Below are 15249 nucleotides of genomic sequence, written 5' to 3'. Positions count from 1 at the left end.
GTTGCTTTTTTGATTTAAAGCTTTTATGCTTTAAAGTGATTTCAATTATATCACGTACTGCATGAAAAGTCAATGAGGTTTTTTTCGAAAAAACATGAAAAAGCCGGCTTTCGTTTAAAAGCCGACAGGATGATTGGATATTTGATTGTTTGGGTTCGTTCAGGGCGCAAGAGTCGTTTATACAGACACGTCCGTCCGGGCACGTCCATGCAGGGGTGACTGTGCAGGTGTGTCCACACAGATATGTCTGCATTCATTAGGAAAACGGCAGGTATTCCTTGCCGTAGCGGTCAATCGTGACAGTAACGGACGTCGTCAGCAGACAATCGGACAGCGTTTCATCAAACGTATCCTTGACCTGCTCATATCGTGCAGTATCTTTTTGCAGGATATGATCTTTAAGCCGGAATAAATCCGTGGAAAGCGCCCCAGCGCGCGCCCATGCGGCGTTGCACTCGTCGGCAATCAACGCTTGTGCGCGCGCGGTGATGTCCTCGGTCAGATGCGCCGCCGATGAACCTGTAAGCACTGTTTCCGTGAGGCTTGCCCGGCAGGAAACCGTTAAATGAAACGAGATCTTGTCCTGATTCAGAATCGGCGAAAGCGTCGTATTCACTTCATACAGTTCGAGCGCGGCGGTATACTGCTTGGGTACAAAGACCGTCAGCTTCGTATGATCCATGTCATTTAGCAGCCACAGCGCGCCGCGGGATTCGTTTTCGTCAAAGATTCCGCAGAAAAAGCCGTCCTTTGTGAATGCTGCCGCCTGCGTCAGGTGCACGGAGCTGACCGAGTCGATTTGCTCCGTACCGCTTTTGCTTTCGCTGTCCTGCGGTATTTGTGCAATCACAGGAAGCAGGACACCTTTGTCGTCTTCGTCTGCGGCTTTTAACACCTCAAACAGTTTGACGTTTGGAATTTTACCGTGTTGGCCGGCGTTTTCCGCAATCTGTTCGAGCATTTCAGCAGGGAGAATGCCTTGATTTCCCTTTGCGCCGAGAATTTCAGACGCGGTCGTTTCCGAAAAGAGCACCTGCGCGTTGCGACTGGTAGCCGGATCGCCGCCAAAATAGTCCAAAGCGTTTAACAGCCCTCGCTCGGCGGCGGCTTTCCCGATCACAATGACACGGTTTTGTCCGGTAAACATCCGCTTTCCCTGTACGAGCACACTGTTTGCCATCGCTTCGGATACGGTCTTTCCGGTCGAGGTGATCTGCTTTGCGTTATCCGCCGATGCGCCGATGTTTGAGCCGCCCGACTCCGAGGGTGAAAAAATCTGAAACGACAGTGTATATCCGCCGTTTTCATAGTCGATGCCGATTGCCTGCACGATCGACTGACGGTTTAACGGTGTGGAGGAAAGGCACCCCGTACAGGAAAACAGCAGACTAACGGTCAGCGCCCATAAGAGCACCATGCGTCTTTTGCGGCGAATTGGTTTCATTACGCTTCTCCTTTCGTTTTAAGAGAATGAAAATGACGAGCGGGAAGACAAAGGCGAGCAGTGCCGGCACAATGGCGGTTGAGGTGTTGAGTGCGCGCACCGCCTGCGGATGATCCGCCAAAAAGACGGAGCCGAAAAACAGAAAAACTGCCAGGCTGTAAAACAAAACGGCGCGCGTTTTCTTCTTTATTACAAAGGTGCCGAGACACTTTTTAAACAGGAAGAGGTATAAAAGCGACCGGAAAAACGCGCAGACAATCCAAAGCGACATATGAAACGAGTCCAGCCGCTGCAATACGGAGAGATCCACGACAGACGCCAATGCGTAATACGGATATGTCTGTTCCATGCCGAAGTCGGACAGAACCGATAAAATGACCGTCTGCGTGACGAGCATAAAGACGCATGTGAGCAGTAAAAACCAAAACCCGGAATGCGCGGCTTTTTTGGGGGTGCGCAGGGAGGGGTAGAGCAGCAGCAGGCAGTAAAGCTCGCCGTTTTTGGAGATCTCACCGAGTGCGGCGGAAAAAATGTTATGAAATGCGCCCTGTGTGGGCAGCGGTGTGATATTTAAAAGATCAGCGCTCGGGATTGCACCAATGCAGATGGACGCCGCAGACAGCAAAAAGAGCCAGAAAAAGATGGCGGCTGCCCGGGAAAAGCTTTCGAGTCCCCAGCGCACGCAAAGGATGAGCGTAAGAAAGAACGGAATCAAAATGAGGACAGACGAAGCGTTCGGGAATACAATCGAGGTCATGAAAAAGGAAAATGCCGAAAGACTGCCGCAGATTTGAACAGAGAACATCAGAAGAAAGAGGAGCGCCGCTCCTTTTTTGAGCCATTCGCCGCCTGCATCACCGGCACATCCGATGAGCGTTTTGCCGCCATAGCGGCGTGATAACAGCCAAAGCGGAAATAAAAATGCGCACTGCAAACAGAAGGAGAGCAGCGTGCCGAGCAAAAGCGTCATGCCGCTATAAAGCGTGCCGAATACGGGCGAGATGTTTAGTACGCTGAACAGCCGCGAAAGGAACAGCAGCATCAGAAGCTGCGGCGCACTGATCCGGTGTGTCCGTGCGTTTGCGTTCATAAAAGACCTCCTTTGCGGGGATTGGTATTTGTTTGGCGGCCACACCCGCCGGACTCATCCGCCAGATTTCCCACCTGGACACGCCCGCCGGATTTGTCCGGTTTTTTCATGCCGGTGTCTGCCGTTTGTGGAAAGCGGGCAGGGCAGCTGTTGTGGGGTAGCGGCTTGGATTCTCCTGCTGTTTGTCGATGGGGATATGGTGCAAAGAATCGAGTGGTGTATTTGTGCACATTTTACGAGCGGTTCGATGGATCGGTGTTCGTGTTCGATGTGTCTTCTTTTCCTGAGGTGCCGGTTGCCACGCCGTTCAGCTGCTCAATCGAAGCCGTCTTTTTTTGAAGCGTGCGGAACGAAAGTCTTAAAAACGTATCACGCATCGCGGAGAGCGAAAACGGCGCCACGGGCGCTGTGATCGGTATGCCGAACGACGTCTTGGCGCACACGTTTACAAACAGCACAAGGCTAAATAAAATAATTCCGTAAAGTCCCATGCTCATCCCCACGAGAATGAAGAAAAAGCGCAGTACGGAGATCGCCTCGTAAAGCGGCGGCACCACGAATGAGGCAATCGCGGTGGTAGCAACGATCATTACCATCGGCGCGCCGATGAGTCCTGCCGTCACCGCTGCGTCACCGATGACGAGCGCGCCGACAATGCTCACTGCGTGTCCGATCGGACGCGGAAGCCTGAGTCCTGCCTCGCGCATGATCTCATATAAAAAATGGATAATCAGCGCCTCGATGCCAATGGGAAACGGCGTTGTTTCCTCGGCGGCGGCAATGTTAAACAATAGCGCGTGCGGCAAAAGCTCGGGATGAAACGTGCTCACCGCCACATAGATGCCGGGCAGCAGGATACTGACAAAAAACGATACATATTTGATGATACGGACAAAGCTTGCGTAAAACGCACTGTGCGCGTAGTCGTCAAGGCTCTGGAAATTCTCCGTAAACAAGCACGGCACTACAAGCGCAAACGGTGTGCCGTCAATTAAAATCGCGACGCGTCCCTCCTGAATTTTCGCGCACAGCACGTCGGGGCGCTCGGTTGTGCTCACGTCGGGGAACAGCGACCACGGCGTTCCGCTTAAAAACGGCTTTAGATAGCCGGAAGTCAGCACCACGTCGAGCGAAATCGACGAAAGCTTGCGCTTCAGCTGCCGAAGAAGCGATTTTGACACACGGTCGGTCATGTAGATTAAGCAGATATCCGTCTGACTGACGCGTCCGACCGGAAACAGGTCGAACTTTAGCGACGGTGATTTTATGCGTCTGCGCACCATCGACATATTGATACGAAGCGGCTCGGTGAAACCCTCGCGGCTGCCAAGTTCGTTTACCTCCGCGCTCGGTTCGCCCACCGAACGGAATGAAAACCCCTGCATGCCGTAGGCGCAGGCATACGGTATGTTATCGATGAGCAAAACGACAAAGCCGGACATAATCATGCGGAAAACTTGTTCACAGCTGTAGACATGGATCGTGTCGGCGGCAAGTATGGTTCGGTTTTCGATATAGTCACAAATGTCTTGCGGCTTTGCGTGGGCAGGAAACCGATGGGATAACAGCGGCTCGAGCAGCATTTCTGACATGGTTTGTAAGTTCACCATGCCCTCAATCATCAAAAAGGCTGCCGGAACGCCCGTGATCGTGATTTCACGTGTCAAAAAGTCCGAGGAATTTGAAAACATGGCGCGCAGCGTCACCATATCGTCTGCAAGGCTTCCGGTCAGCCGGTGCTCGTTTGGCTGCGGCTGCGGTTTATTTTCTGTCATTGCAGTCTTAAGCGCGTCAATCCGTCCTTTCACCGATTCAAACATACAAAACATCCTTTCGTTGTCCATTAGTATGAACGGCTTTTTGAAAAAACATTCGTGCAAACTTCAACTTTCCCTCTGTTCGGAACGAAAAAAGCATGATATAATATATTTGTATTGCCGTCTGTGCGAAAACGATCCCAGCGCAAATTTCGGTGACGGCTTTTTAGGAGGACTCCCATGGACGTACGGGAACAGCAATTTATCAATGCAAGAAAAACAATCATAGAACGTGCCTTTGGTCGGATGAATCCGATGCAGAAACAGGCGGTATTTCATGTAAATGGTCCGGTTTTGATTTTGGCAGGTGCAGGAAGCGGCAAGACGACGGTGCTCATTAACCGTATCGCCTATTTGCTGCACTACGGAAACGCGTATGAGGAAACGACACCCGGCTCGTTTACAGACGAGGAGCTGGCACTTGTAAAACGGGCGGCAGACGGCGAGCAGGTGGACGCGCTTTCTCTTGATTATGCGATGCACCTGCGGCCGGTCGCACCATGGAATGTGCTTGCGATTACATTTACGAATAAAGCGGCAAACGAGTTAAAAGAACGTCTGCGTGCGATGCTCGGTGAGGACGGCGATCGTGTAAACGCCGGAACATTTCACTATATCTGCCTGCGGATTCTGCGCCGCGAGATCGGTGCGCTCGGCTATTCGTCGAACTTTACCATCTATGATACGGACGATAGCCTGCGTGTGATCAAAGACTGCTTATCCGAGCTTTCGCTTGACGAGAAGATGTTTCCGCCCAAATCCATGCTCACAAAAATCAGCCGGGCAAAGGACAGCCTGCTTACGCCTGAAGCATTTTTGAGAGAGAACGAAAGCGACTTTAAACTGCGGATTGTCGGCAACGTGTATGCGCTGTATCAGAAAAAATTAAAAGAGGCAAATGCACTCGACTTTGACGATATCATCTGCATGACGGTACGGGTGCTCGAGGCGGACGAAGACGTCCTTTCCCATTATCAAAACCTGTACCGGTATCTGATGGTGGACGAGTATCAGGATACAAACCACGCGCAGTACCGGCTCGTCAGCCTGTTATCCGGCAAATATCAAAACCTGTGCGTCGTGGGCGACGACGACCAGAGTATTTATAAATTCCGCGGCGCGACGATTGAAAATATTTTGAGCTTTGAAGAGGAATTTGGTGACGCGAAGGTCATCCGCTTGGAGCAAAACTACCGCTCGACCCAGACGATTCTGGACGCCGCAAATGCGCTGATTGCGCACAACAACGCGCGCAAGGGCAAAAATCTGTGGACGGAAAACGGACAGGGCAGACCGGTGATTTCGTATCGTGCAGTCGATGAAACGGGTGAGGCTTCGTATGTGGTGCGCCAGATCGAGGACTCGGTCGCGAAGGGATTAAAGCTTTCGGATAACGCCGTGCTTTACCGTACGAACGCACAGTCGAGCGCAGTCGAGCGGCAGCTTGTACGCGCCGGTATTTCCTACCGCATCGTTGGCGGTACAAAGTTTTACGACCGCAAGGAAATCCGCGATGTGCTTGCATATCTGCGCGTGATTGCAAACCCGTCGGACACGGTGCGCCTAAAGCGGATTATCAACGAGCCGAAACGCGGTATCGGCGATACAACCGTTTCGCACGTGGAAGAGATCGCGTCGCGTGTGGGCGAGTCGATGTTTGACGTGATGAAGCAGGCAGGCAGCTATGCCGTGCTTGCGAAAAAGAGCGCGCCGCTTGATGCGTTTGTTTCGATGATCGAGCAGCTGCGTGACTGCAAAGAAGAGATGCAGCTCGAAGAACTCTTGGACGCCGTGATGGAGCAGACCGGCTACGGCGATATGCTCGCATTGCAGGGACGCGAGGGACAGACAAGACTTGAAAACGTCGCGGAGCTAAAATCGAGCCTCATTAAATATGAAGCGGAAAATCCGGAGGGCGGCCTTGAGGGCTTCTTGGAAGAGGTGTCGCTGTTTACCGACCTTGACAACTTAAACGAGGACGAGGACCGCGTGATTTTGATGACGATGCACTCGGCGAAGGGCCTTGAGTTTAAGCAGGTGTATGTCATCGGCATGGAGGAAAATCTGTTCCCGAGTTATCAGTCGAGTACTTCGGATGCCGACTTGGAGGAGGAACGCCGGCTTGCTTATGTGGCAGTGACCCGTGCAAAAGAGCGGCTGTTCCTGCTCTCGGCATCGCAGCGTATGCTGTTTGGTCATACTTCACGGAATCAGCCGTCGCGGTTTTTGCGTGAAATTCCGGAAAATCTGTTGGAACAGCACGATGACGCAGCACGGGCATTTGCTTCGGCAATGAGCCGTGCATCGAAACCGAAACCAACTTATACACCGGAGATCGGCAGAAGTGTCGGTGTCGGTGAGAAACCGGCACAGTCCGGCGGTATTTCGTATGGTGTGGGCGATGTGGTTTCGCATAAAGTGTTCGGACGCGGTACAGTGGTATCGATGACACCGATGGCGAACGATACATTGGTCGAAGTACGGTTTGATACAAAGGGAACCAAAAAAATAATGGCGAACTTCGCAAAGCTTACAAAAATTGACGCATAAGCTGCAAAAGGTCAATAAAACTGCGATCGAAACCGTGAAATCTTGACTTTTTTCTGCGATTGCGTTATAATAAAAATATATGTGCAGACATGCAGAAAACCGCTGTCTGCAAACAGAAAATACGGATTTGCTAAAAGAGAATCCGGACAGGAGAGAAGCTACTATGTTAACTGCAATTACCGGCATCAACTGGGGCGACGAAGGAAAAGGCCGTATGGTCGACCTTCTTTCAGAGGACTATGACATCGTTGTGCGCTATCAGGGCGGCAACAATGCAGGTCATACCGTTATCAACCACTTGGGAAAATTCATTTTAAACCTTCTGCCGTCCGGCATTCTGCGCGAAGACGTTATCAATGTCATGGGCAACGGCATGGTTATTGATCTGGAGCACTTGGATGGTGAAATTGCACGTCTGGTGGAAGCTGGCGTGAAAGTCACTCCGGAAAACCTGAAAATCAGTGACCGTGCAGTCATCTGCATGCCGTATCATAAAATGCTCGACTGCTTGGAAGAAGACCGTTTGGGCGACGCAAAATTCGGCTCGACCCGCCGCGGCATCGCACCGGTTTACGGCGATAAATATATGAAAAAAGCAATCCGTATGATCGATTTGTTACATCCGGAAGATATGAAACGCCGCTTAAAAGGTATTGTTGACTGGAAAAACCTGACGATCACCGGCGTTTACGGTGCAGAACCGGTTTCTTATGATGAGATGTGTGCTTGGCTCACCAAATATGCAGAGCGTTTCGGTGCATTCATCTGCGATACCGGCAAATACCTCGACGAAGCAGAAAAATCGGGCAAAAAGATCATGTTCGAAGCACAGCTCGGCGCACTGCGCGACATCGACTTTGGTATTTATCCGTTCACTTCGTCCTCGTCGACCATCAGTGCGTATGCACCGGTTGGCGCAGGCATTCCGAACCATAAACTCACAAACTGCATTGGCATCATGAAAGCATATTCTTCCTGTGTCGGCGAAGGCCCGTTCACCTGTGAATTCTTCGGTGAAGAGGCAGAAGAGCTCCGTGCCGCAGGCGGTGAGTACGGCGCAGCAACCGGCCGTCCGAGACGTGTTGGTCCGTTTGATGTACCGGCTTCGAAATATGGCTGCCGGATGCAGGGTGCTGACGAGATCGCACTCACCAAAATGGATGTTCTTTCCTATCTCGAGGAGATTCCGGTCTGTGCAGCATATGACGTAAACGGCAAAATCACCACCGATTTCCCGATCGGCGAAGATTTGGATATTGCAAAACCGGTGATCGAGAAGGTCAAAGGCTGGCACTGCGATATCAGCGGCTGCCGTAAACCGGAGGATCTGCCGAAAGAAGCGATGGATTATGTCCGTTACATCGAAAAAGCAGTTGGCTGCAAAGTAAAATATGTTTCGGTTGGTGCAGCACGCGACGAATACGTCGTTCTCGACTGAGAAAATTGAATAAAGAAAGTGCATCTTCTGCTTTTGCAGAGGATGCATTTTTGGTTTCTACGGTATTCTGTAAATACCGTAAGATTTATGATAGCTTTTAAAAGAATCCTGAAAGGAAGAAGGAGAACCGAGATGAAAAAACCGTTTGTTACATTGGAGCAGGTCAAAGAGATTGAAAAAACAATCCCGACCCCGTTTCACATTTATGATGAAGCTGGGATCCGCCAGAAAGCACGCGATTTAAACCGCGCATTTTCGTGGAACAAGGGCTTTAAGGAGTATTTTGCTGTCAAAGCGACACCGAACCCGTATTTGCTGTCGATTTTGAAAGAAGAGGGCTGTGGTGTGGACTGCTCGTCGCTGACAGAGCTGATGATGAGTGAAGCGTGCGGCTTTTCGGGCAGCGACATCATGTTTTCCTCGAACGTGACGCCGGAGGCTGACATGAAAAAAGCGTTCGAGTTGGGCGCATTTATCAACTTGGATGATTTTACGCACCTTGAATTTTTGGAAAACCTGTGCGGTCTGCCGGAAACCGTATTCTGCCGTTATAATCCGGGCGGACATTTTACGCTTGACAACCAGATCATGGATCATCCGGGTGATGCGAAATACGGTATGACAAAAGCGCAGATTACCGAAGCATTTAAGATCATGAAAGCAAAAGGCGTCAAATATTTCGGTATCCATGCGTTTTTGGCAAGTAACACTGTGACAAACGACTACTATCCGAGCCTTGCGCGCACGCTGTTTACGCTTGCGGTTGAGCTTCACGAGGAAACCGGCGCGGATATTCGCTACATCAACTTATCCGGCGGTGTCGGTGTTGCGTACAAGCCTGATCAGCAGGAAAATGATATTTTCGCAATCGGCGAGGGTGTACGGCAGGCGTTTGAAGAAGTGCTCGTTCCGGCAGGTATGGGAAATATTTCGATTTTCACAGAGCTTGGCCGATTCATGCTTGCACCGCATGGTCATTTGGTGGCGAAAGTGCTCCATCAAAAGCACATCTATAAGGAGTATGTAGGCCTTGATGCGTGTGCTGCGAACCTGATGCGTCCGGCGATGTACGGTTCGTACCATCACATTACAGTGCTTGGCAAGGAAAATGCGCCGTGCGATCATGTGTATGATGTGACCGGCGGACTGTGCGAAAACAACGATAAATTTGCGATTGACCGCGCACTGCCTGAAATCGAAATCGGTGATTATGTGGTGATTCACGATACAGGCGCGCATGGATTCTCGATGGGATATAACTATAACGGCAAGCTTCGTTCGGCAGAGGTATTGTTAAAAGAGGACGGCAGTGCACAGCTCATTCGCCGCGCCGAGACCCCTGCGGACTATTTTGCCACCTTCGATTTCTCCCCTTATTTCAAGAAATAAGCACGCCTGGCAGCGGCACCTGTGGTGCGGCGGTCGCTTCGCGCATACGGTAATTTTGTTTGAAATCAGTCAAGAGGAGACAGAGCAATGCGTTATCTTTGGATTGATGAATTTCTGCTCAATAAACGCAGTGTCATGAAAGATCTGCAGCCAAGCTGGAACTGGATTCGTTATCAGATCGGTGGAAAAATGTTCGCGGCGATTTGTTTGGATAGTGAAAATAACCCGTACTATATAACATTGAAAGTTGATCCCGCCGAAAGTGAATTTCTACGTAGCCAGTATACCGATATTATCCCGGGATACTACAGTGACAAACGCAACTGGATTTCCGTAAATCCGGATGGATGTGTGCCGGATGCGTTATTAAAAGAACTGCTTGACAAAGCGTATCGATTGGTGCTTTCCGGATTCAGTAAAAAACGACAGCGGGAAATTCTGAACATCAGCTGCTGCGGCGCAGAATGTACGTCCTGTGCGCTTTATGAAACAGCATGTGAAGGGTGCAATGCGTGTCAGGGAAAGGTTTTTCATATGGAAGCAGGAAAGTCGTGCCCGATTTATGTGTGTGCCATCATAAAGCATCGCTATCGAAGCTGCGGCGATTGTGAATCGTTTCCTTGCGATCTTGTATATGCAACAAGAGATCCTGCACTTTCCGATGCGGAATTTGCGGCTTCGGTTGATGAGCGGGTGAGACGATTGCGGGAAGTTTAAATTGCAGGAGCTGCATTTTTCACCTTGCATCTTGTGCCGTTGTGCAGTATAATAAAAAATAACACGTCAGAAATGACTGAAAATTGGAGGCAGCAACCATGAACAGAACAGAGATTCGTCAGTTGTTTGCATCCCCGCAGGACTTTGAAGGCAAAACCGTGACGGTCTGCGGCTGGGTGCGCACAATCCGTGATTCCAAAGCGCTCGGCTTTATTGAGCTGAATGACGGCGGATGCTTTAATAATTTGCAGATCGTATTTGAAGATGAAAAAATCAATAACTTTAAAGAAGTAACGAAATATAATGTAGGTTCTGCGATTTGTGTTACAGGTACACTTCTGCTCACACCGCAGGCAAAACAGCCGTTTGAGATTCATGCACAGGAAATCGTGCTGGAAGGTGCGTCCACACCGGACTATCCGCTCCAGAAAAAACGGCATACGCTCGAGTATCTGCGTACAATCGCACATCTGCGTCCGAGAACCAATACTTTAAGCGCTGTTTTCCGCGTGCGCAGTGTCGCAGCATATGCAATTCACCGCTTTTTCAATGAGCGAGGCTTCGTGTATGCACATACACCGCTGATTACTGCATCAGACTGCGAAGGTGCAGGCGAGATGTTCCGTGTCACAACGCTTGATCCGGTAAATCCGCCGCTCAACGAAGATGGTACTGTCGATTTTTCGCAGGACTTTTTCGGCAAACCGGCAAACCTCACTGTATCCGGTCAGCTTGAAGGCGAGTGCATGGCAATGGCATTCGGCAAAATCTACACCTTTGGCCCGACCTTCCGTGCAGAAAATTCCAACACGCCGCGCCATGCTGCAGAGTTTTGGATGATTGAACCGGAGATTGCATTTGCTGATTTGAATGACGATATGGAATTGGCACGTGATATGATCAAATACGTGCTGAAATATGTCATGGAGCAGTGTCCGGCAGAGATGAAGTTCTTCAACCAGTTCTTTGATAAAGGACTCATCGAGCGTCTGAGCGCACTGATTGACTCGGAATTCGGTCATGTTACTTATACAGAGGCAATCCGTATTCTTGAAGAGCATAAAGATGAGTTTGAATATCCGGTTTACTGGGGTGTTGACCTGCAGACAGAACATGAACGCTATCTGACCGAAAAAGTGTTCAAATGCCCGGTATTCGTCACAGATTATCCGAAAGAGATTAAAGCGTTCTATATGCGCTTGAACGACGATAACAAAACGGTTGCCGCAATGGACCTGCTCGTTCCGGGTGTCGGCGAAATCATCGGCGGCAGTCAGCGTGAGGAGCGTCTGGATGTACTGCTTGGCCGTATGGAAGAGCTTTCGCTCTCTCCGGAGGATTACAACTGGTATCTCGATTTGAGACGGTACGGCGGAACAAAACATGCCGGCTTCGGTCTTGGATTTGAGCGTCTGATTATGTACATCACCGGTATTTCAAACATCCGCGATGTATTGCCGTTCCCGAGAACCACAGGCAGCGCAGAATATTGATTCAAAAAGAGAAAACCGCTGGTTTTGTAAAACAAAACCAGCGGTTTTTCGTTTATAAAAAGAATAGGAAGTAAAACAGCGTTTTTTTATTCATAGGAGATAGACTGCACAGTTGATGGATACCATGCGGCAGCCTTTTTCACCGAAGAATACACCGGCATACCTGCACCGGAAAGCACCGTGAGACATCCAATGGTTTCTTTTGATGCAGGGACGTCGCTGTACGGTGTCACCGATACCACATTGCCGACACAATCCGCAAGCATCAAACCATCTGTCGTTTGAATCAAACCTTTGACCCGAAACGTTTCTTCGGCAAACATCTCGATGAATTTTTGCAGTTCATACGGCGTCATTTCCGGAGAAATAGATACCGTCAACCGGCGAAGCGTTAAATCTGCTGTTTTTGGCATAGCATCTTCGCCTATGTCCTGAACCTGCGAAAAGAAATCGAGAAAATCATCGGGAATCTGCCCGTAGGTCGTTTCGAGAAAGCGCATATCCGGGCGCTGACCGCGAAGCAGGGAAACGGTTTCTTCGAGTTGTTCTGCTGTCGCTAAATCGACGCGGTTGATCACAGCGATGTCGCTTGATGCAAGCTGTTTTGTGCAGGTGCGTGCCGTTTTATATAATTTCGGGAAACGAACGGCATCCATCAGGCAAACCGCACCCTGATAATCAATATGAGGAAAACGGTCAGTCTGACAAAACAGCCGGCGGACACCTGTCGGATCGGAAAGTCCCGATGCTTCCACGATGATCACATCCGGACACCGTGCAGCAGATTCCGAAAGTACTTTTTCAAACTGATCGAGCCGGCAGGCACAAAAGATCGAGCCGCCGTTAATTTCCGACATCATTGCGCCGTATGTGCGCAGCAGCGTGCCGTCCACGCCTTCTTTTCCGAACTCGTTGATAATCAGCTCAACGCGCTGTTCGGAGAATAGACGCAGAAACTGCTTGATGAAAGTCGTTTTTCCTGCACCCAGAAATCCGGTAATCAGATACAGTTTTGTGCGCGGATTATTTTTTGCACTGTTCGATGGCATCGCGGATATCCTGTTCGAGTGCGGCTCTTGTCGGAATAATGGAGCGGTATTTTAACTCACCGTTGATATACAGAGACGGCAGGTTCTGCACGCCCATTTTCACACAGCGTGCAACGTTTTCTTTGTAGATGAATTTGTATTCAACCAGATCGATTGCATCGCCGAATGTTTCTGCTGCGTGGTTTGCCGCATTCATCATGTAGCCGCAGGCAGCGCACTGTGCAGAATCGAGGGTAAATACTTCGATCAGCGGTTTTTCGAGGGAAGCATAGTCCGGAATGACAACGCCGGAGGTGTCAATCTCCTCCGGATTGTAGTTTTTGACCATTTCACGCACCATGTCGGTTTCGATTGCAGCTTGTGCAACACCGATTGCGTTATTGACCGGAACCTCATACGGCATATCGCAGCCCGGAGCCAGAATGAAGTTTTTCTTTACCGGAATGGAATCAAGGAGGTTAACAACGAATTTCATGTTATCCTGCTGATTGCCGAGCAGCATGATGGAGGTTAACGGAATGTTGCCGCCGATGACAACATTGTATTTATCACAGATTTCTTTTGCTGCGAGGAGGTTTACGTTTTCATCGACAGAGATGGAGTCCGGATTGGTCTGGCACATCACTTCGATGTTGCGGGTTGCATCGCCGCAGACAAAGAACGAAGAGTAAACGCCTTTTTCGCGGATGTAGGAGAACAGTTCTGTATACGGTGCAGACATGAACTGCTCAAAGTGTGCAGTGGAAATCTGGGAAATCAGCGGGTCGACAATCGCGATGACATCCATGCCGGCTTCGATATAATAGTCTGCCATGCGCATGCATACGCGGTTGCAGAAATCAAACAGGCTCTGTGTTTCATCTTCGAAGTCGAACATGTCGGTAAACAGGTTGTTGCCGCGCAGGTGAGAAGCCAGTGTGAACGGACCGCAGATCAAGCCGTACAGTGCAGTGGTATCGCCGACTGCTTCTTTCATACGGCGCATAACCTCCAGGACAAACGGAATACGGCCGGATTCTTTGGTCGGAATTTTGCAGTTGCACGGTGTAACAGGCGGCTCTTCGTCGCTGCCGTCGAGCGGATGACCCGAAACAGACGGCGGGCAGTCTTTTGCCCATGTCAGATCGCAGCCGAGGCATTCTGCTTCAATCTGAAGATCGAAAATGACCGGCTGACCGTCCGGACGATACAGGCGGTTGACTTCCATCAGCGATTCGAATGCCTTGTCCGCATCGGTCAGGACTTCGATTGCATCATAACCTTTTAAGCTACCGGCATGAACGCCTGCAAACGGCACCCACGGCGCACGTTCGGTTTCTTCATGACGAAATGTTTGAAATAAAAGCTCTTTCATCGTATATTCCTCCAAAAGCATTAGAGATTTGTTTATACATATGAGATTATTATACCGTTCTGTTTTTAAAAATCAACCATTCTTGCGCACAAAAAAGAATAGTCCAATAAAAAAATAAAATTGTGAGAAGATGGCTTACAAATATTTTTGAATGGTGTACCGTCCTTTGTTAGCTGTAGACGCTCCGTACTGAATGGCGGCAGCGGGACATTCATGAATACAGCGCAGGCACTGAAAGCAAGACTTGTCCCAAACCGGCTTTTTGTCATGCAGTGTGATCGTATGTGCAGGACAATTTTTTTCGCACAGACCGCATCCGGTACATGCATCTGTGGTATAAAACGGCTTTGTTGTCTTAGCAAAGTGATTGAATCCCCAGTTTGCAATGCTTGATTTAAGCCGAGGAAATGCACCTTCTTCCACACGATAGACCGGCTTTTTCTGTGTAATTTCCTGTGTGATTATTTGAAGAGCGGCAGAAGCGGATTTGATTTTTTGAATGCAGTTTTCTTTTTTCTCAACATCCATGTTTGTTCCGCCAATGATGTAGTTGTTCGGCATCATGAGACTGTAACAGCTGTCAAGATGAAAATTCTTTGACAGCTTTCTAAGCGCCATGCCGGCATCTGCACCGCATGTGCAAATGCCGAACGTAAATGCGCCGGTTTGCTGCAGTTTTTTTGCAAATGAAACGACCGGTTCAGGAGCACCCCACGCATAGATGGGAAAGACCAGTCCAATTTGCTGTTCGTCTGTAAGAGGGGGGATAACTTCAATTTTTGAGATATCGGATGCAGTATCATTTATCATAGAAGCGAGTGTTTGCGCAACCCATCTTGAGTTGCCGGTTCCGGAAAAGTAAAAAATCATTGGCTCTACTCCTTTTTGCGCATCATTTTAACGTCTGC

Annotated in this window: 11 protein-coding genes; 5 read left to right on the top strand and 6 right to left on the bottom strand. The window is 49.6% G+C overall.

Translation table 11 applies throughout. The features are described from left to right. Positions 1 to 256: 256 nt before the first annotated feature. From H6A12_RS05070 to H6A12_RS05060, 3 genes are all read right to left on the bottom strand, one after another. Positions 257 to 1444 carry a Ger(x)C family spore germination protein gene (locus H6A12_RS05070; RefSeq protein ID WP_204445495.1) on the bottom strand — a complete coding sequence of 396 codons (1188 nt, stop codon included), beginning with the start codon at positions 1442 to 1444 and terminating at the stop codon, positions 257 to 259. Next, on the bottom strand, positions 1389 to 2534 hold the full coding sequence (locus H6A12_RS05065; protein ID WP_204445493.1) for a GerAB/ArcD/ProY family transporter: 1146 nt from the start codon (positions 2532 to 2534) through the stop codon (positions 1389 to 1391). Before H6A12_RS05065 ends, H6A12_RS05070 begins: the two co-directional genes overlap by 56 nt. Before the next feature lie 233 nt (positions 2535 to 2767). Further along, positions 2768 to 4354 carry a spore germination protein gene (locus tag H6A12_RS05060; protein ID WP_204445491.1) on the bottom strand — a complete coding sequence of 529 codons (1587 nt, stop codon included), beginning with the start codon at positions 4352 to 4354 and terminating at the stop codon, positions 2768 to 2770. 177 nt (positions 4355 to 4531) lie between these two features. Here H6A12_RS05060 and H6A12_RS05055 point away from each other — a divergent pair, with 177 nt between their 5' ends. From H6A12_RS05055 to asnS, 5 genes are all read left to right on the top strand, one after another. Continuing rightward, complete coding sequence (locus tag H6A12_RS05055; protein WP_204445489.1) at positions 4532 to 6901, top strand: ATP-dependent helicase; 2370 nt, start codon at positions 4532 to 4534, stop codon at positions 6899 to 6901. Between the two features lie 163 nt (positions 6902 to 7064). Then, positions 7065 to 8339 (top strand): adenylosuccinate synthase, encoded by a 1275-nt coding sequence (locus H6A12_RS05050; protein WP_204445486.1) that lies wholly within the window; start codon positions 7065 to 7067, stop codon positions 8337 to 8339. Positions 8340 to 8471: 132 nt separating this feature from the next. Continuing rightward, positions 8472 to 9728, top strand: coding sequence for a diaminopimelate decarboxylase (locus H6A12_RS05045; protein WP_204445484.1), 1257 nt, complete (start codon positions 8472 to 8474; stop codon positions 9726 to 9728). An 87-nt stretch (positions 9729 to 9815) separates the two neighbouring features. Next, on the top strand, positions 9816 to 10445 hold the full coding sequence (locus H6A12_RS13670) for an MmcQ/YjbR family DNA-binding protein (protein ID WP_204445482.1): 630 nt from the start codon (positions 9816 to 9818) through the stop codon (positions 10443 to 10445). A 98-nt stretch (positions 10446 to 10543) separates the two neighbouring features. After that, the gene (gene asnS / locus H6A12_RS05035) at positions 10544 to 11938 is read left to right on the top strand and encodes an asparagine--tRNA ligase (protein WP_204445480.1); all 1395 of its coding nucleotides are present in this window, start codon (positions 10544 to 10546) and stop codon (positions 11936 to 11938) included. 86 nt (positions 11939 to 12024) lie between these two features. Here asnS and H6A12_RS05030 read toward each other — a convergent pair whose 3' ends face one another. The 3 genes from H6A12_RS05030 to H6A12_RS05020 all read right to left on the bottom strand — a co-directional run bounded on the left by H6A12_RS05030 (position 12025) and on the right by H6A12_RS05020 (position 15211). Beyond that, on the bottom strand, positions 12025 to 12987 hold the full coding sequence (locus H6A12_RS05030) for a CobW family GTP-binding protein (RefSeq protein WP_204445478.1): 963 nt from the start codon (positions 12985 to 12987) through the stop codon (positions 12025 to 12027). After that, positions 12962 to 14341, bottom strand: coding sequence for a uroporphyrinogen decarboxylase family protein (locus H6A12_RS05025; RefSeq protein ID WP_204445475.1), 1380 nt, complete (start codon positions 14339 to 14341; stop codon positions 12962 to 12964). The genes H6A12_RS05030 and H6A12_RS05025 overlap by 26 nt, the downstream gene beginning before the upstream one ends. Positions 14342 to 14476: 135 nt before the next feature. Continuing rightward, positions 14477 to 15211, bottom strand: coding sequence for an EFR1 family ferrodoxin (locus tag H6A12_RS05020; protein ID WP_204445473.1), 735 nt, complete (start codon positions 15209 to 15211; stop codon positions 14477 to 14479). Positions 15212 to 15249: the final 38 nt, after the last annotated feature.

Source organism: Merdimmobilis hominis, from assembly GCF_016901855.1.
GTDB lineage: Bacteria > Bacillota > Clostridia > Oscillospirales > Ruminococcaceae > Paludihabitans.
The sequence above is the reverse complement of the archived record's forward strand: the minus strand, read 5'-3'. Positions and strand labels throughout refer to the sequence as shown.